Below are 26,241 nucleotides of genomic sequence, written 5' to 3' on the forward strand. Positions count from 1 at the left end.
TTCTAGCGCCGGGCCTCGCCGCGAATATCGCCAAGGCACACCGGTTGTCACAGCAACGCACCGGTAGGAGCCCGCTGGCGGGCGATGCTTTTGAAGCTGGGATTCGGGATTCGGGATTCGGGATTCGCAAGAGCAAAAGCATCGCCCGCCAGCGGGCTCCTACCGGCGGGGGCGCGTCCGCATCATCGTGCCGGAGCTGCGCAACTGCTGCAGCACGCTGCGGCAGGTGTTGTCGCCATCGCCGCCGTGGCTGGGCGCAACCAGGGCGAGCAGGGCTGCGACCGGGGCGGCGACTGCGCCCAGCGCTACGGCGCCGGCGCCGCGCGCCAGCAGCGGGCCGGCGTGCACGCCGACGTCCGGATTCTTCAGCGTGCCGTGGACGTACAGCGGCGAGCGCAGCGAGAACACGCGGAAGCCCTTGGTGTGCGGCTTCACGTCGAGGTCGAGTTTCTCGTCGGCGAAGTTCACCGTACCGGTCACGTTGACCACCGCGTCGCCGGTGTCGAACACGAACAGGCGCATGTCGAACAGGCCGTGGGTCGCGGCCATGTCGGCAGCGGCGCAGTTGATCGGCACCGTCTTGTCGCCGAACAGCTTGCCGATGACGATGTTGGCCACGTTGAGGCCGGCGGTTTCCAGCAGGGTCTTGCTGATCGCGCCATCGTTCATCAGCAGCTTCAGTTCGCCGTTCGCGCTGCCGAGCAGGGCGGCGACCGAGTTGCCCTGCGCATCGAGCGTGGCGTCGCCGTTGATCTCGCCGAGGCTGCTGCGCATCGGTTCGAAGGTCGGGAACAGCTGCTTGAGCTTGAGCCGCCGCGCGCCGAGTTTCAGCACGCCGCGCATCGGCGTGCGGCTGCCGTCGAGGGTAAGGTTGCTGCGCACCGTGCCGCCGGCCAGGCCGAAGCTCAGCGGGTCGAGGTACAGCGCGCCGTTGTTCAGGACCAGGTGGGTGCCGAGCGAGTCGATCGGCAGCGCCGCGCCGCGCACGATGCGTGCGCCGGTGAAGGTGACGTCCGCGTCCATCGCCTGCCAGCGGTCGGTGCGGAACGGTTCGACCGGCAGCAGCTTGTCGGCCGGCTGCGGCGTGGCGTCGCCGCGCCGTTCCTTGCCGGCGCGGGAATCGGCGCCGATCAGCGGGGCCAGGTCGGCGAACTGCAGCAGCTTCGAGTGCAGGTCACCGCTCAGCTTCGGCCGTGCACCGCCGGTGACGAACAGCAGGTTGCCGGAAAGATCGCTGCCGCCGACGCGGCCGCGGAAACCCTGGTAGTCGTAGCGGCTGCCGTGGCGGTGCAGCTCGGCCTTGAGGTGGCCCTCGGTGGCGTAGGGCGGTGTGTCGGGCAGGGTGATGCCGGTGATCGGGTAGAGCCTGGCCATGCTGGAGCCGGAGAACCACAGGCGCACGTCGAGCGCGCCCAGGTGCAGCGGATCGGTCAGTGTGCCGACCAGCGCGATGTGGCTGTCGCCGATGCGCAGGTCGGCCTGCAGCGGGAACGGCATGCTCTTGTCCTGCAGCGCCAGCACGGCGCCGGTGCGGCCCTTGCCCTTGAGCGGGCTGCCCTGGTAGCTGCCTTCGGCGGTCCAGCCGAACTGGTAGGCGGTCGACGCGGTCGCCTGGCCGACCCGTTCCGGCGTGGCCTCGCCGCCGGCCATGGCCCTGGTCGCGGCCGCGCCGGCCGTCTTGCCGGCCTGCTCGCGCGCATCACTGGATTGCTGCGCCACGATCTGCTCGTAGGGAATGGCTTGCTGCAGCGGCTCCACCACCAGCTGCAGCTTCACCCGGCGTGCGGCATCGTCGAGCGTGAGCAGCCCCTGGTCGAAGCCGATCGTGCCCAGCTGCAGTTTCCAGGCGGAGGGCACGGTGCTTTGCGGCAGCGCGAAATCCCAGCTGGCGCGGCCCGACTTGTCGCGCTCCAGGTCGACCGTGGGGCGCACCAGTTGCAGCGTGGGCACCTCGATGCGATGCGCCAGCAACGCCGGCAACGACAACCGGAAGCGCAGCGCGTCAAGGTGGGCGAACTGCGGCTGCGCAGCCCAGTCCGGGTTGGCGATGCGGATGTCACGCGCGGTGAACTCGGGCCACGGCAGCCACGAACCGGGCCAGCCGGCGAGGCGGTCGCGTCGCCAGTCCACGGTCAGTGCGCCGTTGATCGCGAACGGTCGCCCGATCGCCTGGCTGACCTTGTCGCCGATGAACGGCTTCATGCGGTTCCAGTCGAACGTGGCGACGGCGAGCAGCAGCACCGCGAGCAGCACCAGCAGCGTGCCTGCGATCCAGCTGAGTACTTTTCGGCTGCGTTGCATCCGTCACTCCCGCGGCGGTTGGCCTGCGCGTCGAGCCATATGCCCAGTGATAGCCGCCGGCATGCAAAAGTTGTGTGGTGGTGGCCGGTTGCTTTCAGACCCCGTTCACACGCGGTCGCCGGCGCAGCCTGCAGCGGAGTCGGGCGGCGGCAGCGATCGCGGCGCGGATGCGTTCCTTGGCGGACAGCGGGGCGGCAGCGCCGGGGGCCATGCCGCGTTCGCTCGCTGCAAAGGCTGCCCGCTGGCGGGCAGCGTTGCTTCAGTGCGTCGGCTTCGCCTCGCGCACCGGCACGTCGATGCCGCACAGGTCGACCTTGCCGGCCGGTCGCGCGTAGAACGCGTTGCGGCCGTTGCGCTTGGCTTCGACCAGCGTGGCGAAGGTGGCGCTGTCGGTGCGCAGCGCCTCGATCGCCGGACGCTGCGTGGCGGGGAGATCGGCGACCAGGCGCACGGATTCGATGCTGACGCGTTGCTCCGGCTTCGCGTAGAAGCCCATCGGCTCGGGGCCGCGCGGCAGGCCGGAGAGCAGCGGCATGCCTTCCAGCACGCGGCCGGCGACGGCGAGGTTGCGGTCGAGCCGGCGCGGCGCCTGCCCGATCACCGCGTACAGCGAGCTGCCGCTGCCGGTTTCCGGCGCGACGTCGCGCGCCACGCCGACCATGCCGTAGCAGTGCGTCAGCCATTGCTGCCCGCTGGCGGGATCGCGCGCCACCGGGAAGCCTTCGCTGAAACCCACCTGGGGCGCGTACACGTCGCCATCCGGCAGTGGTGTCCACGGCAGCTTCGCGTCGATCGCGCGGGTGAACTCCGGGGGCAGCGTCTTGCTGGCCTTGCCCAGCGATCGGAGCTTGCTCTTGTCGCCGTCGTCGTCGTTGGGGTCGCCCCACTGAGTGACGAAGTTGTCCTGCACGCGGACGATCGCCAGCCCGTCGAAGTAGTGCTGGCGCACCAGGGTGCGGATGTTGGCGGCGTGCAGCGGAGTGAAGTCCGGCGCCAGCTCGATCAGCACGCGCCCGCTCGGCAGCTGCATCAGCAGCAGGTTCTGCGGGTCCGGCGTGCGCCATTCGACCGGCGCGGACTTGGCCAGGATCTCCTTCGCGGTCGGCGTGGGCTTGTCCTGTTCGGCGGCGACGGCAGGCGGCACCAGCAGGCTGCCGGCCAGGGCAAGCGCGGTGACGAGGTGGCGGCGGAGCATGGCATTCCCCCTGCGCAAACGATGAGCGAGGGCGGCAACTTAGCAGAGTGCCGACGGGCACGACACCAAAGGCTCTGCAACAGCACTGTCTTGCAAACCGGGCATGTTTGTCGCCCGTGGTGGCAGCGCCAGTCCAGTCGCCGGATGTACCGGGCGGGTCCGCAATGCATTTGCCAAGCAATTGAAACACAAAAGAAATATTTGGATTCCCCCTCAAGTAAACGAGGTGGCCGCCGTTAGCTTGGCGGCCTCGTCCACTCCGGTCCCTCCATGCGCCTGCGCTCGTTCGCCTTTCCTGCCTTCTCCTCGTTCGGTGCGCGCCTGGCGGTGCGACTGGCCGGCACCGTGGTGCTGCTTCTGCTGGTGTGTGCCGGGTCCGCCCTGTTGCTGGCAGGGGCCGACACGCGGCTGCGGCACGTGGTGTCGGACACCCTCGCGCCAGTGGCGTCCGTGGGACGGATCCAGAACGACTACAACGACATGCTGCAGTCGGTGACGCACGCCGCGCTGACCGAATTGCCCTCGTCCGTCGATGACGCCGAGATCCAGGTCAAGACCCGCCGCATCGATGTCCGCAAGCACTGGGGGCCGCTCGGGGCGAGCGGCCTCGGCACCCGGCAGCGGCAATTGCTGGCGCTGACGGAAACCCATCGCATCGCGGCGGATGCGGCCGTCGACGAGGTCATCGCCCTGCTCAAGGCCGAGCAGTTCGACCTGGCGCGGCTCAAGGTCTCCAACGACGTGGAGAACGCCTTCGGTCCGCTCAAGAGCGACTTTTCCAACCTGTTCGCGCTGGCACTTGCCGACGGCGAGGCGCAAGCGGTGCTGCAGCACCAGGCGAACCGGCGCGGCCTGTATTTGTTGGTTCTGCTGGTGGTCGCCGCGCTGGGGCTGACGCTGTGGATGGACCTGCGCATCATGCGCTCGCTGACCGGCCGCCTGGCTGTCGCGGCGCGGGCGGCCGCGCGCATCGCGAAGGGATCGCTGGGCGAGCCGATCGAACCTGGGCACGACGACGAGATCGGTCGCCTGCTGCGCAGCCTCGATGGCATGGACCGCCAGCTGGCCGCGGTGATCGGCCTGGTGCGTGACCGGTCGCGCCTGCTCGACCATCATGCTGCCGACATCGCCGCTGGCAATGACGCGCTCGGTCGGCGCACCGAGCTGCAGGCGCAGCAACTGCGGCGCACCTCCGGCGCCATGGCCAGCATCGCGGCGACCCTCACCGAAAACGCGCGGCTGGGCAGGGACGCCGATCGCGCGGCGGGCGAGGCGCGCGAGCAGACCGCGCACGGTCGCCTTGCCGTCGACGAAGCCATTGGTTCGATGGAAGCCATCGACCGCACCAGCCGCCGCATGGGAGACATGCTGGATCTGATCGACCAGGTGGCCTTCCAGACCCGGCTGCTTTCCCTCAATGCAGCCATCGAGGCTGCCCGGGCCGGCGCACACGGCCGCGGGTTCGCTGCCGTGGCCGTCGAGGTGCGCCAGCTGGTCCAGCGCTGCGCGGAGGCGGCGCGGGACATCCGCGGGCTGGTCAAGGCGAGCGACGACGCCGTGCGCAGTGGGCTGGGCCGGGTCGCCCAGGCCGGCGGGGTGATCGAAAGCATCGGCAGCAGCGTCGATCGCCTGGCCGAGGCGATGGCGGCCATGCTGGTGGCCGGCCGCGGGCAGGCCGGCGAGATCACCGCGGTGAACCAGGCGGTGATCGACATGGATGCGATGACGCGGGAGAACGCCGCGCTCGGCGAACAGGCCGCCATGGCGAGCCGCGCGATGCGGGAGAGCGCCACGGCCCTGCTGGATGAAGTCGGCTTCTTCACCCTGGCGGAGGCGCCGGACCCGCCGCCGGTCGAAGACGAGCCCGTCACACCTGCGCGTCCCTTGGTCGCCCGCCTTCTTCCGGCCCTCACCTGAGCAGACGGTCAAGCCCACATGAGCATGGTCATCGGTCCAGACAATCGCGGTCCATCCCTGCTCGACCAGGCGGCCGGCGGCAGCGGGCTGCGGGCGGTGTTCCAGCCGGTGGTGCGGCTCGAGGACATGACCGTGGTTGCGCACGAGGGCCTGTGCCGGCCGGCGGAAGGCGCGCAGGACCTCAGCGTGCTCGACATGCTCGACCTGGCCCGCGCCAAGGGCCGGCTCGGCGAGTTCGAGCTGCTGGCCGCCCGCACCGTCTGCACCGCCTTCGCCAGGCAGTCCGCGGGCGGCCGCCTGCTGGTCAATCTCAGCGCGCACGCCATCCTGGACGGCGGGCTGCAGCCGGACCTGCTGATCGCGGTCCTGTCGGGCGCCGGCATCAGCATCGACCGCATCACGGTCGAGATCACCGAGCGCGACATCGTGCAGAACCCCACCGAGCTCGCGCACGCCGTCGGCTATCTGCGCGCCCGCGGTACGCGCATCGCGCTGGATGATTTCGGCAACGGCCATTCCAACTTCGAAATGTGGAACGAGCTTCACCCCGAAATAGTGAAGATCGATCGCTACCTTGTGCACGGACTGGCGCGCAGCGCCGAAAAACTCGCGATCGTCCGCGCACTGTGCAGCGTCGCCGAGACGCTCGGCGCCGACCTGGTGGGCGAAGGCGTGGAGGATGCCGCGGACCTGCGGCTGCTGCGGGAGCTGGGCATCTCCTACGTCCAGGGCTTCCTGCTGGGGAGGCCGCAGGCCGAGGCCGCTGCCGCGGTCAGCGACGAGGCCCGCGAGGCGATCCGCGGGCACGTGGTGCCGGTACCGCCGCGACCGCGCGGCCCGGTCACGCTGCGGCCGGTGCGGGCCGGGCATCTGGTAATTTCTGCCCCGGCCGTCACCCTGCAGCAGACCAACGACGACGTGGCGGTGCTGTTCGCGCGGCACAACGAACTGCACGCCATAGCGGTCACCGACGCGGAACGCCCAGTGGGCCTCATCAATCGCCGCGTGTTCACCGAGCGCCTTGCACAGCCGTTCGCGCGCGAGCTGTTCGGGCGGAAATCCTGCGACGCCTTCATGCACGTCGCGCCCCTGCTGTGCGAGGAGGGCCAGTCGCTGGAGAGCATGGCCGACGTGCTGCGCGGCGAGGACCAGCGCTACCTGACCGACGGTTTCATCATCACCCGCGGCGGGCGCTACCTCGGGCTCGGCACCGGCGAGTCGCTGGTGCGGCGCGTGACCGAGCAGCGCATCGAGGCGGCGCGCTACGCCAACCCGCTCACCTTCCTGCCGGGCAACATCCCGGTGACCGAGCATATGGAGCGGCTGCTGCGCGAACAGCGCATCTTCGTCGCCGCCTACGTCGACCTGAACGACTTCAAGCCATTCAACGACCAGTACGGCTACTTCCGCGGCGACGAGATGATCCGCCTGCTGGCGGCGACCCTCACCGCGCGGATCGATCCGGCGCGCGACTTCGTCGGCCACATCGGCGGCGACGATTTCATCCTGCTGTTCCAGAGCGCCGACTGGGAGCCGCGCTGCCGCACCATCATCGCCGAGTTCAACGAGCGTTCGCGGGCCCTGTTCGACGCCGAGGACCTCGCCCAGGGCGGCATCGAGGGCGAGGATCGCCGTGGCGCGAGGCAGTTCTTCGCGCTGGCCACCGCGTCGATCGGTGCGGTGCGCATCCAGGCCCCGTTTCCCCGACGCCCGGAAGTGATCGCCACGCTGGCGGCCCGCGCCAAGCGGCACGCCAAGCGCGAGCGGCTGGGCTTCCACGTGTTGCTGGCCCCCGCGAGCGAGGCGACGGAGCCTGCCCGCTGAGCCGCATCGGAGCGATGTGGTTGCGGTGCCATGTTCGCGGATGCGGTCCGGCCGGGCATGACTTCAGGCCTATGCACTAGTATCAAGTTCACACTATGGTTCACTCAATGCCATGCGGCAGTGCGGGTGAGCTGAAGTGGACGACAGCGCCAGCCAGTTGAAGAAGTTCCAGAAGGAGCTGTCCAGCGGCACCGTGTCGCTGGTGCTGCTGGCGGTGCTGGGGCAGTCGCGCCAGCCGATGTACGGCTACCAGATCGCCAAGCGGCTCGAAGAAACGGGCGAGGGAGTGCTGGCCGGCAAGCAGAGCGCGCTGTATCCCGTGCTGCGCAACCTGGAGGCGGCCGGCCTGCTCGCCAGCGAGGTCGAGCCGTCCGTCAGCGGGCCGCCGCGCCGCTATTACCGCATCACCCGACCGGGGCGCGAGGTACTGCGCGAATGGGTCGCCGCATGGAACGCCACCCGCGATTCCGTCGACAACGTCTTGCAAGGAGGGGTGTCATGAACGCGCCACGCACCATCGTCGAATACCTTGAACAGTTGCGTGTCGCGCTGCGCGGCGCCGACCCGGCGCTGGTCCAGGACGCTTTGTACGACGCCGAGGAACACCTGCGCGCCGAACTGGCCGAGCAGCCCGGGCGCAGCGAAGCGGCGATGCTGGAGCACGTCGTCGGCAGCTACGGCGCGCCGGATGAGGTGGCTGAGATCTACCGCGACCAGGAGATCAAGATCCAGCGCGCACTGCGTCCGCCGCCGTCGCCGAAGCGGCGCTCGCTGGCCGGGCGCTTCTTCGGCGTCGCCGCCGACCCGCGCACCTACGGCGCGCTGTTCTACATGCTGTTGGCGCTGGCCACCGGCATCTTCTACTTCACCTGGGCGGTGACCGGCCTGTCGCTGTCGCTGGGGCTGTCGGTGCTGATCATCGGCTTGCCGTTCATCGTGCTGTTCTTCGGCAGCGTGCGCGTGCTGTCGCTGGTGGAAGGGCGCATCGTGGAGGCGATGCTGGGCATGCGCATGCCGCGCCGGCCGGTGTATCCCACCCAGGGCATGAGCCTGATGCAGCGTATCGGCAGCATGTTCACCGACGTGCATACCTGGACCACTCTTTGCTACATGTGGCTGATGCTGCCGTTGGGCATCGTGTATTTCACGCTGGCGGTGACCCTGCTCAGCGTGTCGGTGGCGTTCATCGGCGCGCCGCTGGCGATGCTGTTCCGCGACGACAGCTGGTTGTCCTGGCCGCGCCAGGTCACCGTGGACTGGGGTTTCGGCGCACATGTGCCGGGTTGGGGCGACGCGATCGCGATGTGCGTGATCGGCATCGTGCTGCTGTTCGCCACCCTGCATCTGGCGCGCACGCTGGGCCGGGTGCACGGCCAGGTCGCCAAGCACATGCTGGTGCCACGCGCGGCGGATTGAGGACCACCCGGTTACCATGCGGCCTTTGCCGGACCGACCGCCGATGCCCAAGACCTACGACCGCGCCTATTTCGACAAGTGGTACCGCGACCGGCGGCATGCGGTGGGCTCGCCGGCGGAGCTGAAGCGCAAGATGGCGATGGTGGTGGCGCAGGCCGAGTACTACCTGGGCCGGCCGGTGCACAACGTACTCGACGTGGGCTGCGGCGAGGCGACCTGGCGCGCGCCGCTGCGAGCGCTGCGGCCGGGCATCGTATATCGCGGACTGGACGCCAGCGAGTACGTGGTGGCGCGTTACGGGCGCAGCCGCCACATCGGGCTGGCGCGGTTCGGCCAGCTGGAGCAATTGCGCTTCGATACCCGCTTCGACCTGATCGTGTGTACCGACGTGCTGCATTACCTGAAGCCGGCGGAGATCCGCGCCGGGCTGCAGGGCATCGGCGAGATGCTCGAAGGCGTGGCGTTCCTGGAGGTGTTCACCAGCCGCGACGACGTGGCCGGCGACCACCACGGTTTCGTGGCGCGCGCGCCGGCCTGGTATCTGCGCGAGTTCGGCAAGGTGGGGTTGCTGCCGTGCGGCTCGCACTGCTACCTGGGGCCACGGCTGGAACGCCACATCGCGGCGCTGGAGCGGGCGCAGCTGCCGGCCTGACGCCCGGGTTACGGTGCGTGTAGGAGCGCACCCTGTCCACAAGGGACTTCCTTCGGTCGTGCGCGATGCTCTGATGTTGATCGGAGCCAAGAGCATCGCGCACAGGGTGCGCTCCTACAAAAACCAGGCTGCGTGGGCGTTTTTCCCATTATTCGACGGTCTTGTGCTTGTAGCGGCACAGGTCGCGGATCGGGCAGTGCGGGCAGTCCGGCTTGCGCGCCTTGCATACGTAGCGGCCGTGCAGGATCAGCCAGTGGTGGGCGTCGTGTTTGAACTCTGGCGGCACCACCTTCGCCAGCTTGTCCTCGACCGCGCGCACGTCCTTGCCGGGGGCGAGGCCGGTGCGGTTGGCGACGCGGAAGATGTGCGTGTCCACCGCGATGGTCGGCTCGCCGAAGGCGGTGTTGAGTATCACGTTGGCGGTCTTGCGACCCACCCCGGGCAGCGCTTCCAGCGCCTCGCGCGTGTGCGGCACCTCGCCGCCGTGCTGCTCGATCAGCAGCCGGCACAGCGCGATCACGTTCTTCGCCTTGGCGTTGAACAGGCCGATCGTGCTGATGTACTTCTTCAGCCCCTCCTCGCCCAGCGCGAGGATCGCCTGCGGCGTGTTGGCTACCGGATAGAGTTTCTTCGTGGCCTTGTTCACGCCCACGTCGGTGGCCTGCGCAGACAGCACCACGGCTACCAGCAACTCGAACGGGGTGGAGTAGGCGAGTTCGGTGGTCGGATGCGGGTTCAGCTCGCGCAGGCGGGTGAACAGCTCGACCACGTCGGCGCGTTTCATGGGCATGGCGAAACGTCCGTCATGCCAGCGCAAGCTGGCATCCAGTGTCTTGCCGCTGCCCCGGCCTGACAGTCACTGGGTTCCAGCTTGCGCTGGAACGACGATGAGCGGCTTCGCGTTTTCATGACGATTTGTCCTGCTTCGCACGGGCGCGCGCCAGCGCGGCCAGCACCGGGTTGCTGGATGCGGCGGTGTCCACCGCTGTCTTGCGCATGGCCAGTTCCGCCTCGCGCTCGGTCGCTTCGCGTGCCAGTCGCGCCTCGCGGCGCTGGAAATGTCCGCGCGCCGCGTCGGCGTGCGTCTGATCGATCTGTTCCATCGGCATCGGTTCGAGCACGATGCAGTCGACCGGGCAGGCCGGCACGCACAGTTCGCAGCCGGTGCAGTCGTCGGCGAGCACGGTGTGCATCAGCTTCGACGCACCCACGATGGCATCGACCGGGCAGGCCTGGGTGCACTTGGTGCAGCCGATGCAGTCGGCTTCGACGATGCGCGCCAGCATGCGCGGCTTCTCCACGCCGCAGGCGCGGTCCAGCGGCAACATGGGTCGCTCCAGCAGCGCCGCCAGCTTCGCGATGCCGGCCGTACCGCCGGGCGGGCAGCGGTTGATCGCCGCCTCGCCGCGCGCGATCGCCTCCGCATACGGCCGGCAGCCGTGATAGCCGCACTGCTCGCATTGCGTCTGCGGCAGCAGGGCGTCGATGCGGTCGGCGAGGTCGGTCATGGGAGCGGGGAATAGGGAGTAGGGAATAGCAAAGAGCGCTGTGCGCCAGGCTGGCGGCTTTTTTATTCCCTATTCTCTATTCCCTTTTCCTCGCCTAACGCACCGTGGCGCCTGGCTTGGCGCCCGGATCGGCGTCGAGCAGGAACAGGTCGCTGCCGCCGTCACCAGCGGACAGGATCATGCCCTCGGACAGGCCGAAGCGCATCTTGCGCGGGGCGAGGTTGGCGATGAACACCACGTTGCGGCCGACCAGCTTTCCCGGCTCGGCGTAGGCGGCGCGGATGCCGGAGAAAATCTGCCGGGTGCCCAGTGCGCCGGCATCGAGTTCGAAGCGCAGCAGCTTGTCCGAGCCGTCCACGAACCCGCAGGCGATGACCTTGCCGATGCGCAGGTCGAGCCTGGCGAAGTCGTCGATGCCGATGGTGTCGGGGGCCGGGACTCGGGATGACCCGACATTCGTCGCTTGAGAGCCGGGATTCGGCGCAGCGGGTGCGGTCGGCGTGGCGGTGTCGTTCATGGCTTTTTTCTTTTTCGGGGCGGCGGGAGCGCCCAGCGAATCCTTCGATGCTTCGATCATCGCTTCGATGCGCTTGGGGTCGATGCGGCCGAGCAGCGGCTCGAAGGTGTTGATGGCGTGGTTGCGCAGGCCGGCGCGGGCGTCGTCGAAGTCGGCGATCGGCGCGGCCAGGAACCGTTCGGCGGCGGCCACGGTGATCGGCAGGATCGGCTTGAGCATGCCGGCCAGCAGGCGGAACGCGGTCAGCGCGAACGAGCACACCTGGTGCAGTTCGTCGCGGCGGCTCTCGTCCTTGGCCATCGCCCACGGCGCCTTGGCGGCGATGTGGCCGTTGACCAGGTCGGCCATCAGCACGAAGCGGCGGGTGACCTCGGCGAAGTCGCCGCTGTCGTACAGCGCGGCGATGCCGTCGTAGTGTTCCAGCAGGGTGTTCCACAGCGCGGTTTCCTCTGCGCCGAACTGCGGCGCCAGGCGGCCGTCGAAGAACTTGTGCACGAAGCCGGCGGTGCGGCTGGCGATGTTCACCCACTTGCCGACCAGGTGCGAGTTGACGCGCTCCTCGAACGCCTTGAGGTCGAGGTCCACGTCGACCGGCGCGTCGCTGAGCATGCTGGCGAAGTAGTAGCGCAGGAATCCCGGATGCAGGCCGGCGTCCAGGTAAGTGCGCGCCTGGATGAAGGTGCCGCGCGACTTGGACATCTTCGCGCCGTTCACCGTCAGGTAGCCGTTGACGTGCAGCGCGGTGGGCACGCGCATCTGCGCGCCGTGCAGCATGGCCGGCCAGAACAGTCCGTGGAAATTGATGATGTCCTTGCCGATGAAGTGGTGCATCTCGGCCGTGCTGCCGGGGGCGAGGAAGTCGTCGAACTTGAGGCGGGCGGTGCGGTCGCACAGCGCCTTGAAGCTGGCCAGGTAGCCTACCGGCGCGTCCAGCCACACGTAGAAGAACTTGCCCGGCGCGTCGGGGATCGGGAAGCCGAAATAGGGGGCGTCGCGCGAGATGTCCCAGTCCCGCAGGCCGCCGTCCAGCCATTCGCGAAGCTTCGCCGCGACGCCGCTGTTCGCCACCGGTTTGCCGTGGGTGAGCCTGCCGGCGAACCAGTCGCGCAGCAGTCCCTCGAACTTGCCCAGTTCGAAGAAGTAATGCTCCGAGTCCTTCAGCACCGGCGCAGCGCCAGATACCACCGAGTACGGATTGATCAGGTCGGTGGGCGCGTAGGTGGCGCCGCAGTGCTCGCAGTTGTCGCCGTACTGGTCGGGCGTACCGCAGTTGGGGCACACGCCCTTGATGTAGCGGTCCGGCAGGAACATCTGCTTGTCGGGGTCGAACAGCTGCTGGATGTTGCGCTTGGCGATGTAGCCGCCGTCACGCAACCGCGTGTAGATCAGCGTCGACAGCTCGCGGTTCTCGTCCGAATGGGTGCTGTGGTACTGGTCGAAGGCCACGCCGAACGCGGCGAAGTCGGCCTCGTGGCCCTCGCGGATGCCGGCGATGAAGGCCTCCGGCGTCATGCCGGCCTTCTCCGCGGCCAGCATGATCGGCGTGCCGTGCGCATCGTCGGCGCACACGTAGACCACCTTGTTGCCGCTCATCCGCTGCGCGCGTACCCAGATGTCGGCCTGGATGTAGCCCAGCAGGTGGCCCATGTGCAGCGGGCCGTTGGCGTAGGGAAGGGCGTTGGTGACGAGCAGGCGGCGACTCATGGCGGCATTCGGTCGAAATGACTGCGGATTATGCCACGCCGCCGCCGCGGCATGGCCGGCACGCTTGGCAGGGCAAGGTTTCGGCGATCCGGGCCGACCGCCCGGACGGGCGGAACGGACGTGCGTGGATTGCACGTTCATGCGTGTTTGTGTACGTTCATGCGTATTGAATCGCAGGGCCACGAGCGTGCAGTACAGCGACAGTTCCACGGCGGCGGGTGCGCGCAGCAGATTGGCCCCGGCCATCCTTGCGACCCGCCTGATCTTCCTGATCTCCGGCATCGGCATGGCCGCGTGGGCACCGATGGTGCCGTACGCGAAGGCGCGGCTGGGCCTGGACGAGGCCCAGCTCGGCTTGTTGTTACTGGCTTTCGGCGGCGGCTCGATGGCCTCGATGCCGCTGGTCGGCTGGCTCACCCACCGCTTCGGCAGCCGCCGCGTGATCGGCGTCGGCGGCTTGCTGCTGTGCCTGGCGCTGCCGCTGCTGGCGACGGCACCCGGCGTGGCCAGCCTGGCGTTCGGACTGGCGTACTTCGGTGCCGCGCTGGGCGCGGTGGACGTGGCGATGAACGCGCATGCGGTGGAAGTGGAGCGCCGTGACGGCCGCCCGCTGATGTCGGGTTTCCACGGCCTGTTCAGCATCGGCGGCCTGGGCGGGGCGGCCGGCATGAGCCTGCTGCTCGCGCTGGGCCTGCCGCTCGCCATGGCGGCCGTCGCCATCTCCCTGCTGCTGGCCATCGTGGTGGCGAGCCAATGGCCCCGTCTGCTCGACGGAGCTGGCGAAACCGCCGGGCGCGCGGCAGCACTCGGCATGTCGCGCGGCGTCGTGCTGCTGCTGGGCCTGCTGTGCTTCGTCAGCTTCTTCGCCGAGGGCGCGATGCTGGACTGGAGCGCGGTGTTCCTGCGCGAGTTCCGCGGTTTCCCGGCGGCGTCGGCGGGCATCGGCTATGCCGCCTTCTCGGTGGCGATGGCGCTGGGCCGGCTCAGCGGCGATCGTGTCGTTGCGCGCTACGGCCCGGTGTGGACGGTGCGCATCGGCGCCTGCATCGCGGCGGCGGGTTTCCTGCTGGCGTCGACGCTGGCGTGGCCGGGTGCGGCGCTGCTCGGCTTCGTACTGGTGGGGCTGGGCGCGGCCAACATCGTGCCGGTGATGTTCGGTGCGGCCGGGCGCTTGCCCGGCACCTCGCCGGGCGTGGCCATCGCCACGGTGACCACGCTGGGTTATGCCGGCCTGCTCAGCGGCCCGGCGCTGATCGGTTTCCTCGCCCAGGCCAGCTCGCTCGCAGTGGCGCTGGCGGCGGTGGCCGGCCTGCTGCTGCTGACCGCCGCTTCGGCAAGGCTGGTGCGGCCATGAGTGCGCCGCGCTTCGACACCGTGGTGTTCGACTTCGGCGGCGTGCTGCTGGACTGGAACCCGCGCCATCTGTATCGCCGGTTGTTCGATGACGAGGCGGCGATGGAGCGCTTCCTGGCCGAGGTGTGCACCGCGCACTGGAACGAGCAGCAGGATGCGGGACGCCCCTGGCGCGAGGCCATCGACGGGCTCAGCGCGCAGCATCCGCAGCATGCCGAACTGATCGCCGCCTACCGCGAGCGCTGGGACGAGATGCTGCGTGGGCCGATCGAGGGCAGCGTGGCCATCCTCGGCGAGTTGCGCGCACGCGGCGTGCCGCTGTACGCGCTGACCAACTGGTCACAGGAAACCTTTCCGCTGGCGCGGCAACGCTACGGCTTCATGGACGCGTTCCGCGGCATCGTGGTGTCGGGCGAGGAGCGCTTGATCAAGCCCGACCCGGCGATTTTCCACGTGCTGTTGTCGCGCCATGGGCTGGATGCCGCGCGCACGGTGTACATCGACGACGCGCCGCGCAATGTCGAGGCTGCGGCGCGGCTGGGCATGCACGCGCTGCACTTCCGCGATCCAGCCACCTTGCGCGCGGAGCTGTGCCGTGCGGGCCTGCTGGAGGCGGCGCATGGCTAAGCCGACGCGGCCCGGCGAATTGCTGCCGCAGGAGCGCCAGCGCGAGATCCTGCAGCGCCTGCGCAGCCGCGGACGGGTGGTGGCGGCAGAACTGGCGGCGGAGTTGGCGGCGTCGGAGGATTCGATCCGCCGCGACCTGCGCGAGCTGGCCGCGCAGGGCTTGTGCAAGCGCGTCTACGGCGGCGCGCTGCCGCTCTCGGCCGCCGTCGCACCGTTGAAACAGCGGCGCGGCGAGCAGGTCGGCCGCAAGCTGGCGCTGGCGCGCAAGGCGGTGAGCCTGGTGCGCCCGGGACAGGTGCTGCTGATCGACGCCGGCTCCACCAACGCCGCGATCGCCGCGACCCTGCCCGAGCGGTTGGGCCTCACCGTGGTCACCAATGCGCCGGACATCGCGCTGGCGCTGATCGAGCGCGAAGGTTTCGAGATCCTGCTGCTGGGCGGTCGCATCGACCCGCGGATCGGCGGTGCGGTGGGTGCGCAGACCCTGCAGGAGCTGCAGCGCGTGCGCGCCGACCTGTGTTTCCCCGGCGCCTGCGCCATCGACGCGGGCACTGGCCTGTGGGGCTTCGATAGCGAGGAGTCGCTGCTGAAGCGGGCGATGGTCGAGGCCAGCGGCGAGACCGTGGTGGTGGCCACCAGCGACAAACTGGGTACGCTGGCCACGCACCGCATCGCACGCATCGAGGAGGTGCAGCATCTGGTGCTCGAGCATGCCGTAGGGCGCCAGGCACGCGCCGCGTTCAGCGCCCGCGGCGTCAGCGTGCACCGGGCCGAACCGACGGCCGACTGAGCGGCCGCACGTGAAAACGCCCCGCACCGACGGGCGGTGCGGGGCGTCGGGTCAGGCGTGGAGGTGGGGTCAGTCCTGGCGTTCCCAGATCTGCGAGCGGCCGAGCAGGGCGAAGCCGATGTAGCCATGCACGTCGAGCTTGCTGCCGCCGTCCACCAGCTTGAGCTTCACCTTGTAGACCTTGCCGTTCTTCGGATCGAGGATCTTGCCGCCACTCCATTCGTCGCCATCCTGGCTGACGCCCCACATGAAGGTCATGCCGACGATCGGCTGGTTCTTGCGCTCGCCGTCGCACTTGGCGCAGACCGGATGCTCGCCGTCGCGCGCCACGTCCTCGGGCGTGCGGTTCAACAACTGCATGATCTTCGCCTGGTACTCGCCGTTGTGCTCGGTGATCTCGACGATCGACTTCGGCTGGTGGGTGCTGTCGTCGATGGTCTTCCAGGTGCCGACCGGGGTGTCGTTGGCGGCCAGCGCTGCGCCGGCAGCCAGCAGCAGGCCGGCGGCGAAGGTGAGACGAACTGCTTGCTTCATGGGTGCTCCTCCGTACGAAAGCGTATGGGGTGAGGCTGGCGGGCTGGCGCGGCGGCGTCAAGCTGCATTGCGCCAAGCCCGTCGCTGACCTGGATCAGCGGGGCCGCAGCGGCGGGCTGGCATAATGTCAGTCCCGCAAACGCCCCGATACCGAACCATGACCCAGGCCAACGAAGCCCTGGTCCGCCAGATCCTTGGCGGCCTCATCGACACCCATACCGGCGCGCCGCTGGCCGAGGCGCTGCGTGCGGTCGGTGTGGACGGGACGAAGGTGTCAGTGGACCTGCAACTGGGCTACCCGGCCGCCGGCGCCGTCGACGCCCTCGCCGCGCGCGTGCGCCAGGCGCTGGAAGCCGATCCGACGATCGACGCGGCCGTCGTGTCGATCACCAGCCGCATCCACGTGCACAAGGTGCAGGGCACGCTGGGGCCGCTGCCGAACGTGAAGAACATCATCGTGGTGGCCTCAGGCAAGGGCGGCGTGGGCAAGTCCACGGTGTCGGCGAACCTGGCGCTGGCGCTGCAGGCCGAAGGCGCGAAGGTCGGTGTGATGGATGCGGACATCTACGGCCCCAGCCAGCCGACCATGCTCGGCGTGCACGGCAAGCCGGCTTCGCCGGACGGCAAGAGCATCATCCCGATGCAGGCGCACGGCATGCCGGTGATGTCGATCGGCTTCCTGGTGGAAGAAGACACGCCGATGATCTGGCGCGGCCCGATGGTCACCCAGGCGATGATGCAGCTGCTCACCGACACGCGCTGGGAGCAGCTCGACTACCTGATCGTCGACCTGCCGCCGGGCACCGGCGACATCCAGCTCACGCTGTCGCAGAAGGTGCCGGTGGCCGGCGCGGTGATCGTTACCACGCCGCAGGACATCGCCCTGCTGGATGCGCGCAAGGCGCTCAAGATGTTCGAGAAGGTCGAGGTGCCGGTGCTCGGCGTGGTGGAGAACATGGCCACCCACGTCTGCTCCAACTGCGGCCATGAGGAGAACATCTTCGGCGAGGGCGGCGGCGAGCGCATGGCCACGCAGTACGGCGCGGCCTATCTCGGCTCGCTGCCGCTGGACATCCGCATCCGCGAGCAGACCGACGGCGGCAACCCCACGGTGGCGGCGATCCCCGACTCCGACCTCGCCATGCGTTATCGCGAGATCGCCCGCAACGTGGCCGGCCGGCTGTCGCGGCAGCCGCGCAACAAGTCGCTGGGGCTGGGCAAGATCGTGGTGCAGGGCGTGCCGGCGGCGTGACGGTGACGGCACGGCGCGTGCTGTGCCTGTGCAGCAGCCTGCGCCGCGTGTCGTCCAACCGCGCGGCGCTGGACATCCTGACCGACCTTCCATCCCGCCCGTAGGAGCCCGCTGGCGGGCGATAGCTTTTGCGAATCCCGAATCCCAAATCCCGGCTTTCAAAGCTATCGCCTGCCAGCGGGCTCCTACGGAGCGATGGCGAACCGGTCGGCTGGCGTGGGGGCGTCCCGACCATGTATTTTTACCGCTTTGCGCCCGGTTGACTCGGGCTGCCCGCAATCGACCGGAGACCGTGTGAGCATCAAATCCGACAAGTGGATCCGCCGCATGGCCCAGGGCCACGGCATGATCGAGCCGTTCGAGCCGGGGCAGATGAAGCAGGGCGCCGACGGCGGCCGCGCCGTGTCCTGGGGCACCTCCAGCTACGGCTACGACGTGCGCTGCGCGCGCGAGTTCAAGATCTTCACCAACATCAACTCCACCATCGTCGACCCCAAGTCGTTCGACCCGACCAGCTTCGTCGACGTCGAGGCGGACGTGTGCATCATCCCGCCCAACTCGTTTGCATTGGCGCGCACGGTGGAGTACTTCCGCATCCCGCGCAACGTGCTGGTGGTGTGCCTGGGCAAGAGCACCTACGCGCGCTGCGGCATCATCGTCAACGTGACGCCGCTGGAGCCGGAGTGGGAAGGCCATGTGACGCTGGAGTTCTCCAACACCACGCCGCTGCCCGCGAAAATCTACGCCAACGAGGGCGTGGCGCAGATGCTGTTCCTCGAATCCGATGAGGAATGCGAGACCAGCTACAAGGACCGTGGCGGCAAGTACCAGGGCCAGCAGGGCGTGACCCTGCCGCGCACCTGATCGTTCCCCTGAACGGGCGGCGCCGGACGCTGCCCACGATCATGGCCGGGCGCTACACTCGCCTGGCGCACCGACCCGTTTTCCAGGAGACACCGATGATCCGTTTTTCGTCCCTGCTTATCCGTGCAGCCGCGGCAGCCATGCTTGGCAGCCTGCTGGTGCTGGCTGGCTGCCATCGCGGCAGTACCAAGGATGAGATCAGCGCCGCCCAGGCGCAAAGCCAGTTCGACACCACCGTCAAGGCCTATAAGAGCGGCCAGTTCCTGCTGGACGACGCGGTACTGTCGGCGCTGGATCTGGGCAGCCATTTCGCCTACCTGAAGGAGCAGGGCAAGCTGCCGAAGACCGTGCTGCTGGAGCGCAGCGACGATTCCAAGGTGCGCAAGCAGCATCTCGAATACATGGCGCGCATGCAGCTCGACTACGGCTTCGCCGTGTACTACGACGACGACGGCACGTTGAAGAAGATCAACCCGGTGGATACCAAGGCGCGCCGGCTGGAGGATTACCGCGCGCCGGTGCAGATGAACGACGAGATGAAGGGCAAGTCCGCTGCCGGCGGCAGCTACGATCCTTCGCAGCAGCACTGACGCCCGGCGGTTTCCCGGCGAAAAGCCCGCGGCCAGCGCCGCGGGCTTTTCATTGGCCATCACTGTGGCTCAGGCGGCCAATGCCCGCCTCAGCGCCGCGATCGACGTGGCGGCGTCTTTCTCGTCACGGGCCACGCGGGCACCATGCCCCCAGACCGGCCCCGGCCACGCCGCATCGCCTTCGACCCGCGCGATCACGTGCACGTGCAACTGCCGCACGATGTTGCCGAGCGCGCCGAGGTTGAGCTTGTCGCAGGGTGTCACCGCGCGCAGCGCGGCGGCGGCGCGGTTCACTTCCTGCCACAGCACGGCCTGTTCGTCGCCGTGCAGGTCGGCAATCTCCACCAGCCCGGCGCGGCGCGGCACCAGCACCAGCCACGGCCAGCGCGCGTCGTCCATCAGCCGCACGTCGCACAGCGGCAGCGAGGCGACCGTGTGGGTATCTGCCGCCAGCCGCGGATTGAGTACAAAGCCGGTCTCGCTCATGCGCTGGCCAGCTGCCGGTCGAAGAACGCCAGCGTGCGCTCCAGCGCCAGCTTCGCGCTGGGCTCGTGGTAGGGCGTGCTGCCGTCGCGGTTGAAGGCGTGGTCGGCCGGGTAGGTGAAGAGTTCCATCTGCGGCAGCGCCTCGCGGTGCTTTGCCACCATCTCCGGCGTGATGCTGCGGTCCTTCTCGCCGAAGTGGAACATCACCGGCGCCTGCGGCGTCTCGTGCAGGAACGGCAGGTTGCGCGCGCCGTAGTAACTCACCGAGGGCAGGCCCAGGCGCAATGCGGCGAGCAGGGCCACGGTGCCGCCCCAGCAATAGCCGACGGTGCCGATCTTGCCGGCCGAGGCGATCGACTCGGCCGCGCTGGCGACGTCCTCCAGCGCCCGCTCCAGCCCCAGCTCCGCAACCAGTTGCTTGCCCTTGTTGGCGCCGACCTGGTCATAGCCCAGTTCCACGCCGCTCTCCAGATGGTCGAAGAACGCCGGCGCGATCGCGGTGTAGCCGTGCGCGGCGAAGCCGTCGGCCACACGGCGGATGTGTGCGGTGACGCCGAAGATTTCCTGGATCACCACGATGCCACCCTTCGGCTTGCCGTGCGGCTGGGCGAGGTAGCCGCCGATGCACTGGGTGCGGGTGGTGGGGATGTTGATGTGCTGGCCCATGGCTGGCTCCTTGGCGGGGATCGCGTGAAGTCTAGCCGCGCCGGTGGCCGCGCCGCACTGCCGTATAATTTGCGGTTACTCCGCATGTTCCCGGTGGCCCCGCATGTCCCAGACCGCCCACAAGATCGGCTTCGTCAGTCTCGGCTGCCCCAAGGCGCTGGTCGACTCCGAGCGCATCCTCACCCAGCTCAAGGTCGAGGGCTACCAGATCGTGCCCAGCTACGGCGAGGCCGACGCGGTGGTGGTGAACACTTGCGGCTTCATCGACGCCGCGGTGCAGGAGTCATTGGACTCGATCGGCACCGCGCTCAATGAGAACGGCAAGGTGATCGTCACCGGCTGCCTGGGCAAGCGCGAGGCGTTGATCCGCGAGGCCTATCCCGACGTGCTGTCGATCAGCGGCCCGCAGGACTACGCCAGCGTGATGAGCGCGGTGCACCAGGCGTTGCCGCCGCAGCGCAACAAGTTCATCGACATCGTGCCGGACACTGGCGTGAAGCTCACCCCGAAGCACTACGCCTACTTGAAGATTTCCGAAGGCTGCAATCACCGCTGCAGCTTCTGCATCATCCCGTCGATGCGCGGCAACCTGGTCTCGCGCCCGGTGGACGAAGTGCTGGTGGAGGCCGAGAAGCTGGTCAAGGGCGGTGTGAAGGAACTGCTGGTGATCTCGCAGGACACCAGCGCCTACGGCGTGGACCTGAAGTACGCCGAGCGCCCGTGGCGCGGCAAGGCGTACCGCACGCGCATGACCGAGCTGTGCGAAGGCCTGGCCGAGCTGGGCGCGTGGACGCGCCTGCACTACGTCTATCCGTACCCGCACGTGGACGAGCTGATGCCGCTGATGGCGGAAGGGAAACTGCTGCCGTACCTCGACATCCCGTTCCAGCACGCCAGCCCGCGCATCCTGAAACTGATGAAGCGCCCCGGCAACATCGACAAGACGCTGGAGCGCATCCGCAACTGGCGCGCCCAGGTCCCTGACCTCACCATCCGCAGCACCTTCATCGTGGGCTTCCCCGGCGAGACCGACGCCGAGTTCGAGGAGCTGCTGGATTTTCTGCGTGAGGCCGAGCTGGACCGCGTGGGCGCGTTCGCCTATTCGCCGGTGGACGGCGCCAAGGCCAACGAGCTGCCCGGTGCGGTCTCCGAGGAGCTGAAGGAAGACCGCCTGGAACAATTCATGGCCGTACAGGCGGAAATCTCCGCCGCCAAGCTGCAGCGCAAGATTGGCCGCACGCTCAAGGTGCTGGTGGACGAGGCGAACGCCGACGGCGCCGTGGCCCGCTCCGCCGCCGATGCACCCGAGATCGACGGCAGCGTGCTGATCGCCGACGGCCAGCACCTCAAGCCCGGCCAGTTCGTCGACGTGGTGGTCGAGGCGGCCAGTGACCACGACCTCACCGCGCGCCTGGCGCGTCCGACGCTCAAGGTGATCTGAAGGACGGCCAGGGACGACCGTTCCGGCATCGATGAGTAGCGGCATCGGAGCTGCTTTTCTGCTCGCCATTCCCGCGCAAGCGGGAATCCGGTTTACCGTTTGGCAAGATCAGGATGGATTCCCGCTTGCGCGGGAATGACGTCGTCGAGGGGTTTCGAGGTGTCCGACAGGCGCATGAAGAAAACCCGCTACGTGGCTCCGTCCTGCGACGCGGTCGATCCGCAGGTGTTCGGACGGATGCCGCTGGCGGCGTGGCGCGAACATGCCGGGCTGATCGATGGCCGCGACTGGCCGACGATCGACACGCTCAACGCCTGCCGCCCGGCCGGCATGCGCGAACACTTCGTGGCGCAAACCCACGAGCTGCTCGCCGATGGCCTGCACTACGAGCAGCGCATCGCCGAACGCGATGAAATAGCCACCCGCGAAAACAACTGGCACGACCTGTTCAACGCGCTGGTCTGGCTGCGTTACCCGAGCCTCAAGCGCACGCTCAACGCGCGGCAGGTGGCCGGGATCGCCAGCATGGGGCCGAAGCGGCGCTCGCGCGCGCAGTATGCGTTGACCCATTTCGACGAAGCCGGCGTGATCGTCGCCGTGCGCGATCCCGCGCTGCTGGCGTTGTGGGATGCGCATGACTGGCATGGCCTGTTCTGGCGCCGACGGCAGGCATGGCTGGACGGTTCGATCCAGCTGGAGCTGTTCGGTCACGCGCTGCTGGAGCTGGCCTTGAGTCCGGGCCGGCTGCTGGTGGGCAAGGCGCTGGCGTTTCGCTCGGGCGGCGACGCCGACCTGTCCGTGCGTTGCGCCGCGGCGGTCGGTGCGGAACGCCTGCTGCTCGATCCACTGGAGCTGCGGCCGCTGCCGCTGTCGGGCATTCCGGGCTGGCATCCGGACAATGCCGACGAAGCCTTCCATCGCCATGCCGCCTGTTATCAGCCGCGGCGCGCCGGGCGCGCGTACCCGCCGGCTGCCTGAGCAATCCCCGCGCCATGCGGCCCGCTGCTCCCGCCGCGATGCCGCGTCAGGCTCCGTCGTAGTCGACCGCGAGCACGGCAAACGTGGTCAATCCGCCCGGCAGCTCGGCGCTGAACTCGTCGTCGATGTGCTTCTTCAGCACTGCCCGCGCCAGCGGCGAGTCGACGCTGATCCAGCCGCGTTTCGCATCGGTCTCGTCCGGGCCCACGATGCGGTAGCGGTGAACCTCGCCGGTGGCGACGTTCTCCAGTTCGATGCAGGCGCCGAAGAACACTGCCTGGCGGTCGCCCGGTACGCCTTCGGCCACCTTGAGCGACGGGATGCGCTTGCTGAGGTAGCGCACGCGGCGGTCGATCTCGCCGAGCTGCTTCTTGCGGTAGGTGTACTCGGCGTTTTCCGAGCGGTCGCCCTCGGCGGCGGCCGCGGCCAGCGCCTTCACCACCTCCGGGCGCAGCACGTGCCACAGCTGGTCGAGCTCGGCCTTCAGCCGCTCGAAACCCTCGCGGGTGACGATCGCGGTGGAGCCGGGCGAGGGCGGACGCCAGCGGCTCATGCCGGGGCCAGCTGGCGCCGTTGCGCGTCGATCTCGCTGCGCAATGGGTGGTCCGGCCACGCGGTGGCGAGCCGGTCCAGCAGCGCCACGGCCTCGGCGTGCTGGTCGGCGTGGGCCGCGAGCTGCCGCGCGGCCAGCAGGCCGTAGTACGGCGCGTGTGCGTCGCGCGGCCAGTGCGCGAGGTAGCCGCGGCACAGCTGGATGGCGAGCCGGCCCATGCCCAGCCGTGCGGCCAGGTCGGCCAGCTCGCCGCAGGTGCGCGGGTCGTCCGGCACGAACGCGGCGTCGATGCCGCAGCACTCCTGCAGCACGCCGAGCGCGCGGCGCGATTCCTTCTGGGCGATCAGCGCAGCGATCCAGATCTGGCCATGCACCAGCAGATCGTCGCGCAGGCCCTGCCGTTGCAGCAGCTCGCGATAAAGCTGGTGCACCGCTGCCGGTGCGGCGCGATCCTGCAGGCGGGCGGCCAGTCGCCGCAGCGCCGCCAGTGGGTCGTCGACGGCGAGCTGGCGCGCCTCGTCGACCAGCCTGCTGTCGGCATCCTGGCCGGAGGCAGCGGCGAGTTTCTCGGCTTCCGGTTCGATGCCGAAGCGCTCGTGGCGCTGGTGGATCAGCGCACCCATCAGGTGGAAGGCCAGCACGACCAGGTAGGTGTAGGCGAAGGCGAACAGCGGCAGCGCCAGCAGCCGCGGCAGCAGCGCGGTGGTGACCGAGGCCAGCACGATGAGCAGACCGAGCAGCAGGTTGATCGCCACGGGAATCAGGTAGGCGGCACCGAAACCGCCGATCACGCGCACCCAGTTCAACGGGTTGATCGCCAGCGCCAGGTTGCCGTCGAACGCCAGCGACATGTCGATCGCCGGCAGCACCAGGGCGGACAGGATCAGCACCGGCCACAGCAATCGCGGAAAGAACACGATGGCGACCACGCACAGTGCGACCACCAGCAGGTGGATCGCGGTCAGGCCCCAGCCGCTCGCACTGTTGCCGTCGCTGCCGACGTCGGGCGGGTCGGCGTAGCCGTTGGCGGTGTGCAGCAGGCAGTCGGCGGCGTAACGCCAGGTGGCGGCCCACACCAGCGCGCTGGCCAGCGCACCGGTCCACGACGGCAGCAGGCCGACGTAGTGGATCAGCGCCAGCACCACGCAGGTGGGCAGCGCGGCGCCCCGCAGCGGATAGCCGAAAGCGGCCGCGAGGCGCTCGCCGAACGGCGTGTCGGCAGCGACGACTTCGACGCGCGGCATCAGAGCCTGCTCCATGTCCTCGCATGGCCTGCGCCGGGAGCTGTTTGCGCGTAGACCAAGGAAGAACGAAGGAGTGGACGTCCGTCCACGACCGAGTGATGACGCAGGAATGCGGGCAAACAGACCCGGCCCTTCGGGTTGCCTCGCCGTGGCCGCCATGCGGCAGCGCGCGGCTTGACCTGCCAGCCAGGCAGGCGCTGCGCCACGCGCCACCACCTGACGGCCACGGCAAGGCAACGCGGGCTATGCGAAGACATGGAGCAGGCTCTCACTCAGCGCTTGCCGCCGAAGATGCCGCCCGGCACGCCGCGCAGGATCTGCCGGCCGAGTTGGCTGCCCATCGTGCGCACCACCTGCTTGCCCATCGTCTCGACCATGCCCTGACGGCGCTTGGTGCCGAACAGCACGTCGTGCACCGCGCCGCCCCAGCCCGCTTCCTCGGCCTTGCCTGGCGTGTCTGCCGCCGCGGCGTCGGCACTCGCCTTGTCGTCGGCGCGCTTGGCCAGCATCTCGGCGGCCGATTCGCGGTTGAGCGGGTTGTCGTACTTGCCGCCCACCGGCGAGCGCTGGCGGACGGTGGCGCGCTCGGCGTCAGTGATCGCGCCGATGCGGCAGCAGGGCGCCGTCACCAGCACCTGCTCCACCGGCGAGGGTACGCCGCCGTTGCCGAGGGTAGAGGCCAGCGCCTCGCCGACGGCGAGCTTGGTGATCGCCACGCTGACGTCGAGCTTCGGGTTGGCGACGAAGGTTTCCGCCGCGGCCCTGACCGCCTTCTGGTCGCGTGGGGTGAACGCGCGCAGCGCGTGCTGGATGCGGTTGCCGAGCTGGCCGAGGATCACGCCGGGCACGTCGTCGGGATTCTGCGAGCAGAAGTACACGCCGACACCCTTGGAGCGGATCAGCCGCACGACTTGTTCGACCCGCTGCAGCAACGCGGGCGAGGCGTCGTCGAACAGGAGGTGCGCCTCGTCGAAGAAGAACACCATCTTCGGCTGGTCGAGGTCGCCCACTTCGGGCAGTTGCTCGAACAGTTCGGACAGCAGCCACAGCAGGAAGGTGGAGTACAGCCGAGGCTTCAGGATCAGCTGGTCGGCGGCCAGCACATTGATGATGCCGCGCCCGCTCATGTCCTGGCGCATCAGGTCGGCCAGCTCCAGCGCCGGCTCGCCGAAGAACTGGTCGGCGCCGTCGTTCTCGAGTTTCAGCAGCGCACGCTGGATCGCCGCGATGCTGGTGGTGCTGATCAGCCCATACTTGGCCGAGAGTGCCTTGGCGTTGTCGGCGGCGTAGCCGAGCAGGGCGCGCAGGTCGGCCAGGTCGAGCAGCAGCCAGCCCTGGTCGTCGGCGGCCTTGAACACCACCTCCAGCACGCCTTCCTGGGTGTCGTTCAGTTCCAGCACGCGGCCGAGCAGGGCCGGGCCCATCTCGCTGACGGTGGCGCGCACCGGGTGGCCGAGCTTGCCGTAGATGTCCCAGAAGATCACCGGGTTGGCCTGCGGCTTCCAGTCGCTGAGCTTGAGCTTGTCCAGCCGCGCCTTGAGCTTGTCGCCGGGCGCGCCGGCGGCCATCGCCAGACCAGCCAGGTCGCCCTTGGCGTCGGCCAGGAAGCACGGCACGCCCAGCCGCGAAAAGCCTTCGGCCAGCACCATCAGCGAAACGGATTTGCCGGTGCCGGTGGCGCCGGCGATCATGCCGTGACGGTTGCCGTAGTGCGGGTCGAGATTGACGCTGGTGCTGTCGTTGCGGCCGATCAGGATCTCGGTCATGGCGTTCCATCCATTGCGGGTCGAGCGATTGTAGCCAAGCCGGCGGCGCTGTCGCGGCGCGTTG

At 68.9% G+C, this 26,241-nt stretch carries 24 protein-coding genes; 13 read left to right on the top strand and 11 right to left on the bottom strand.

Going from position 1 to position 26,241, the window contains the following annotated elements; all coding sequences use genetic code 11:
- Positions 1-159 precede the first annotated feature (159 nt).
- Positions 160-2,301, bottom strand: coding sequence for an AsmA family protein (locus LRK53_RS08165; RefSeq protein ID WP_027492400.1), 2,142 nt, complete (start codon positions 2,299-2,301; stop codon positions 160-162).
- Positions 2,302-2,560: 259 nt separating this feature from the next.
- Entirely contained in the window at positions 2,561-3,496 is a 936-nt protein-coding gene (locus tag LRK53_RS08170) for a peptidylprolyl isomerase (protein ID WP_027492401.1), read from the bottom strand.
- A 270-nt stretch (positions 3,497-3,766) separates the two neighbouring features.
- On the opposite strand from LRK53_RS08170, the gene LRK53_RS08175 reads away from it, so the two are divergent.
- The 5 genes from LRK53_RS08175 (at position 3,767) to LRK53_RS08195 (ending at position 9,305) form a co-directional block, all read left to right on the top strand.
- Positions 3,767-5,413, top strand: coding sequence for a methyl-accepting chemotaxis protein (locus LRK53_RS08175; RefSeq protein WP_027492402.1), 1,647 nt, complete (start codon positions 3,767-3,769; stop codon positions 5,411-5,413).
- An 18-nt stretch (positions 5,414-5,431) separates the two neighbouring features.
- A complete protein-coding gene (locus LRK53_RS08180) occupies positions 5,432-7,237 on the top strand; it encodes an EAL domain-containing protein (protein WP_027492403.1) in 1,806 nt (601 codons plus the stop codon).
- A gap of 136 nt (positions 7,238-7,373) precedes the next feature.
- Positions 7,374-7,739 carry a PadR family transcriptional regulator gene (locus LRK53_RS08185; RefSeq protein ID WP_027492404.1) on the top strand — a complete coding sequence of 122 codons (366 nt, stop codon included), beginning with the start codon at positions 7,374-7,376 and terminating at the stop codon, positions 7,737-7,739.
- Positions 7,736-8,653 (top strand): sensor domain-containing protein, encoded by a 918-nt coding sequence (locus LRK53_RS08190; protein ID WP_027492405.1) that lies wholly within the window; start codon positions 7,736-7,738, stop codon positions 8,651-8,653. The genes LRK53_RS08185 and LRK53_RS08190 overlap by 4 nt, the downstream gene beginning before the upstream one ends.
- Before the next feature lie 43 nt (positions 8,654-8,696).
- On the top strand, positions 8,697-9,305 hold the full coding sequence (locus tag LRK53_RS08195; RefSeq protein ID WP_027492406.1) for a class I SAM-dependent DNA methyltransferase: 609 nt from the start codon (positions 8,697-8,699) through the stop codon (positions 9,303-9,305).
- 148 nt (positions 9,306-9,453) lie between these two features.
- Here the strand turns inward: LRK53_RS08195 and nth are convergent, their stop codons facing one another.
- From nth to metG, 3 genes are all read right to left on the bottom strand, one after another.
- Positions 9,454-10,089: an endonuclease III gene (nth, locus tag LRK53_RS08200; RefSeq protein WP_027492407.1), complete on the bottom strand. Its 636-nt coding sequence runs from the start codon at positions 10,087-10,089 to the stop codon at positions 9,454-9,456.
- 121 nt (positions 10,090-10,210) lie between these two features.
- Positions 10,211-10,813, bottom strand: a complete 603-nt coding sequence (locus LRK53_RS08205) for an RnfABCDGE type electron transport complex subunit B (protein WP_027492408.1) — start codon at positions 10,811-10,813, stop codon at positions 10,211-10,213.
- Positions 10,814-10,907: 94 nt separating this feature from the next.
- Positions 10,908-13,034: a methionine--tRNA ligase gene (gene metG, locus LRK53_RS08210; RefSeq protein ID WP_027492409.1), complete on the bottom strand. Its 2,127-nt coding sequence runs from the start codon at positions 13,032-13,034 to the stop codon at positions 10,908-10,910.
- 232 nt (positions 13,035-13,266) lie between these two features.
- Between metG and LRK53_RS08215 the strand changes: the two genes are divergently transcribed.
- Genes LRK53_RS08215 through LRK53_RS08225 form a run of 3 tightly spaced genes read left to right on the top strand, consistent with a single transcriptional unit; the run spans position 13,267 to position 15,804 of the window.
- On the top strand, positions 13,267-14,388 hold the full coding sequence (locus tag LRK53_RS08215; protein ID WP_037089465.1) for an MFS transporter: 1,122 nt from the start codon (positions 13,267-13,269) through the stop codon (positions 14,386-14,388).
- Positions 14,385-15,014, top strand: a complete 630-nt coding sequence (locus tag LRK53_RS08220; RefSeq protein ID WP_027492411.1) for an HAD family hydrolase — start codon at positions 14,385-14,387, stop codon at positions 15,012-15,014. Before LRK53_RS08215 ends, LRK53_RS08220 begins: the two co-directional genes overlap by 4 nt.
- Positions 15,007-15,804 carry a DeoR/GlpR family DNA-binding transcription regulator gene (locus LRK53_RS08225; protein ID WP_027492412.1) on the top strand — a complete coding sequence of 266 codons (798 nt, stop codon included), beginning with the start codon at positions 15,007-15,009 and terminating at the stop codon, positions 15,802-15,804. The genes LRK53_RS08220 and LRK53_RS08225 overlap by 8 nt, the downstream gene beginning before the upstream one ends.
- 69 nt (positions 15,805-15,873) lie before the next feature.
- On the opposite strand, the gene LRK53_RS08230 is transcribed toward LRK53_RS08225, so the two are convergent.
- Positions 15,874-16,338 carry a DUF2147 domain-containing protein gene (locus tag LRK53_RS08230; RefSeq protein ID WP_027492413.1) on the bottom strand — a complete coding sequence of 155 codons (465 nt, stop codon included), beginning with the start codon at positions 16,336-16,338 and terminating at the stop codon, positions 15,874-15,876.
- 157 nt (positions 16,339-16,495) lie between these two features.
- On the opposite strand from LRK53_RS08230, the gene apbC reads away from it, so the two are divergent.
- The 3 genes from apbC to LRK53_RS08245 all read left to right on the top strand — a co-directional run bounded on the left by apbC (position 16,496) and on the right by LRK53_RS08245 (position 19,044).
- The gene (gene apbC, locus LRK53_RS08235; RefSeq protein WP_027492414.1) at positions 16,496-17,590 is read left to right on the top strand and encodes an iron-sulfur cluster carrier protein ApbC; all 1,095 of its coding nucleotides are present in this window, start codon (positions 16,496-16,498) and stop codon (positions 17,588-17,590) included.
- Between the two features lie 294 nt (positions 17,591-17,884).
- Positions 17,885-18,454 carry a dCTP deaminase gene (gene dcd, locus LRK53_RS08240; RefSeq protein WP_235642620.1) on the top strand — a complete coding sequence of 190 codons (570 nt, stop codon included), beginning with the start codon at positions 17,885-17,887 and terminating at the stop codon, positions 18,452-18,454.
- A gap of 95 nt (positions 18,455-18,549) precedes the next feature.
- Entirely contained in the window at positions 18,550-19,044 is a 495-nt protein-coding gene (locus LRK53_RS08245) for a hypothetical protein (protein WP_027492416.1), read from the top strand.
- A gap of 69 nt (positions 19,045-19,113) precedes the next feature.
- Here the strand turns inward: LRK53_RS08245 and LRK53_RS08250 are convergent, their stop codons facing one another.
- Positions 19,114-19,530: an HIT domain-containing protein gene (locus LRK53_RS08250; protein ID WP_235642621.1), complete on the bottom strand. Its 417-nt coding sequence runs from the start codon at positions 19,528-19,530 to the stop codon at positions 19,114-19,116.
- Positions 19,527-20,195 (bottom strand): dienelactone hydrolase family protein, encoded by a 669-nt coding sequence (locus LRK53_RS08255; protein ID WP_027492418.1) that lies wholly within the window; start codon positions 20,193-20,195, stop codon positions 19,527-19,529. The genes LRK53_RS08250 and LRK53_RS08255 overlap by 4 nt, the downstream gene beginning before the upstream one ends.
- Before the next feature lie 103 nt (positions 20,196-20,298).
- On the opposite strand from LRK53_RS08255, the gene rimO reads away from it, so the two are divergent.
- Complete coding sequence (rimO, locus tag LRK53_RS08260; RefSeq protein WP_027492419.1) at positions 20,299-21,636, top strand: 30S ribosomal protein S12 methylthiotransferase RimO; 1,338 nt, start codon at positions 20,299-20,301, stop codon at positions 21,634-21,636.
- Between the two features lie 174 nt (positions 21,637-21,810).
- Positions 21,811-22,614 carry a DUF3025 domain-containing protein gene (locus LRK53_RS08265; RefSeq protein ID WP_037089438.1) on the top strand — a complete coding sequence of 268 codons (804 nt, stop codon included), beginning with the start codon at positions 21,811-21,813 and terminating at the stop codon, positions 22,612-22,614.
- 46 nt (positions 22,615-22,660) lie between these two features.
- Here the strand turns inward: LRK53_RS08265 and greB are convergent, their stop codons facing one another.
- The 3 genes from greB to LRK53_RS08280 form a co-directional block, all read right to left on the bottom strand.
- Complete coding sequence (greB, locus tag LRK53_RS08270) at positions 22,661-23,167, bottom strand: transcription elongation factor GreB (RefSeq protein ID WP_027492421.1); 507 nt, start codon at positions 23,165-23,167, stop codon at positions 22,661-22,663.
- Complete coding sequence (locus LRK53_RS08275; RefSeq protein WP_027492422.1) at positions 23,164-24,411, bottom strand: tetratricopeptide repeat protein; 1,248 nt, start codon at positions 24,409-24,411, stop codon at positions 23,164-23,166. The genes greB and LRK53_RS08275 overlap by 4 nt, the downstream gene beginning before the upstream one ends.
- A gap of 272 nt (positions 24,412-24,683) precedes the next feature.
- Positions 24,684-26,177: a helicase HerA-like domain-containing protein gene (locus LRK53_RS08280; protein ID WP_027492423.1), complete on the bottom strand. Its 1,494-nt coding sequence runs from the start codon at positions 26,175-26,177 to the stop codon at positions 24,684-24,686.
- Between the last annotated feature and the right edge of the window lie 64 nt (positions 26,178-26,241).

Source organism: Rhodanobacter thiooxydans (assembly GCF_021545845.1).
GTDB lineage: Bacteria > Pseudomonadota > Gammaproteobacteria > Xanthomonadales > Rhodanobacteraceae > Rhodanobacter.

Bases quoted from the DNA above. Each gene is read 5' to 3' on its own strand.
- LRK53_RS08230 (WP_027492413.1), bottom strand. From the start codon at position 16,338: ATGAAGCAAGCAGTTCGTCTCACCTTCGCCGCCGGCCTGCTGCTGGCT.
- metG (WP_027492409.1), bottom strand. From the start codon at position 13,034: ATGAGTCGCCGCCTGCTCGTCACCAACGCCCTTCCCTACGCCAACGGC.
- LRK53_RS08225 (WP_027492412.1), top strand. From the start codon at position 15,007: ATGGCTAAGCCGACGCGGCCCGGCGAATTGCTGCCGCAGGAGCGCCAG.
- rimO (WP_027492419.1), top strand. From the start codon at position 20,299: ATGTCCCAGACCGCCCACAAGATCGGCTTCGTCAGTCTCGGCTGCCCC.
- LRK53_RS08220 (WP_027492411.1), top strand. From the start codon at position 14,385: ATGAGTGCGCCGCGCTTCGACACCGTGGTGTTCGACTTCGGCGGCGTG.
- greB (WP_027492421.1), bottom strand. From the start codon at position 23,167: ATGAGCCGCTGGCGTCCGCCCTCGCCCGGCTCCACCGCGATCGTCACC.
- LRK53_RS08255 (WP_027492418.1), bottom strand. From the start codon at position 20,195: ATGGGCCAGCACATCAACATCCCCACCACCCGCACCCAGTGCATCGGC.
- LRK53_RS08205 (WP_027492408.1), bottom strand. From the start codon at position 10,813: ATGACCGACCTCGCCGACCGCATCGACGCCCTGCTGCCGCAGACGCAA.
- apbC (WP_027492414.1), top strand. From the start codon at position 16,496: ATGACCCAGGCCAACGAAGCCCTGGTCCGCCAGATCCTTGGCGGCCTC.
- LRK53_RS08170 (WP_027492401.1), bottom strand. From the start codon at position 3,496: ATGCTCCGCCGCCACCTCGTCACCGCGCTTGCCCTGGCCGGCAGCCTG.
- LRK53_RS08195 (WP_027492406.1), top strand. From the start codon at position 8,697: ATGCCCAAGACCTACGACCGCGCCTATTTCGACAAGTGGTACCGCGAC.
- LRK53_RS08265 (WP_037089438.1), top strand. From the start codon at position 21,811: ATGAAGAAAACCCGCTACGTGGCTCCGTCCTGCGACGCGGTCGATCCG.
- LRK53_RS08280 (WP_027492423.1), bottom strand. From the start codon at position 26,177: ATGACCGAGATCCTGATCGGCCGCAACGACAGCACCAGCGTCAATCTC.
- LRK53_RS08180 (WP_027492403.1), top strand. From the start codon at position 5,432: ATGAGCATGGTCATCGGTCCAGACAATCGCGGTCCATCCCTGCTCGAC.
- LRK53_RS08175 (WP_027492402.1), top strand. From the start codon at position 3,767: ATGCGCCTGCGCTCGTTCGCCTTTCCTGCCTTCTCCTCGTTCGGTGCG.
- LRK53_RS08190 (WP_027492405.1), top strand. From the start codon at position 7,736: ATGAACGCGCCACGCACCATCGTCGAATACCTTGAACAGTTGCGTGTC.
- nth (WP_027492407.1), bottom strand. From the start codon at position 10,089: ATGAAACGCGCCGACGTGGTCGAGCTGTTCACCCGCCTGCGCGAGCTG.
- LRK53_RS08250 (WP_235642621.1), bottom strand. From the start codon at position 19,530: ATGAGCGAGACCGGCTTTGTACTCAATCCGCGGCTGGCGGCAGATACC.
- LRK53_RS08245 (WP_027492416.1), top strand. From the start codon at position 18,550: ATGATCCGTTTTTCGTCCCTGCTTATCCGTGCAGCCGCGGCAGCCATG.
- LRK53_RS08275 (WP_027492422.1), bottom strand. From the start codon at position 24,411: ATGCCGCGCGTCGAAGTCGTCGCTGCCGACACGCCGTTCGGCGAGCGC.
- LRK53_RS08165 (WP_027492400.1), bottom strand. From the start codon at position 2,301: ATGCAACGCAGCCGAAAAGTACTCAGCTGGATCGCAGGCACGCTGCTG.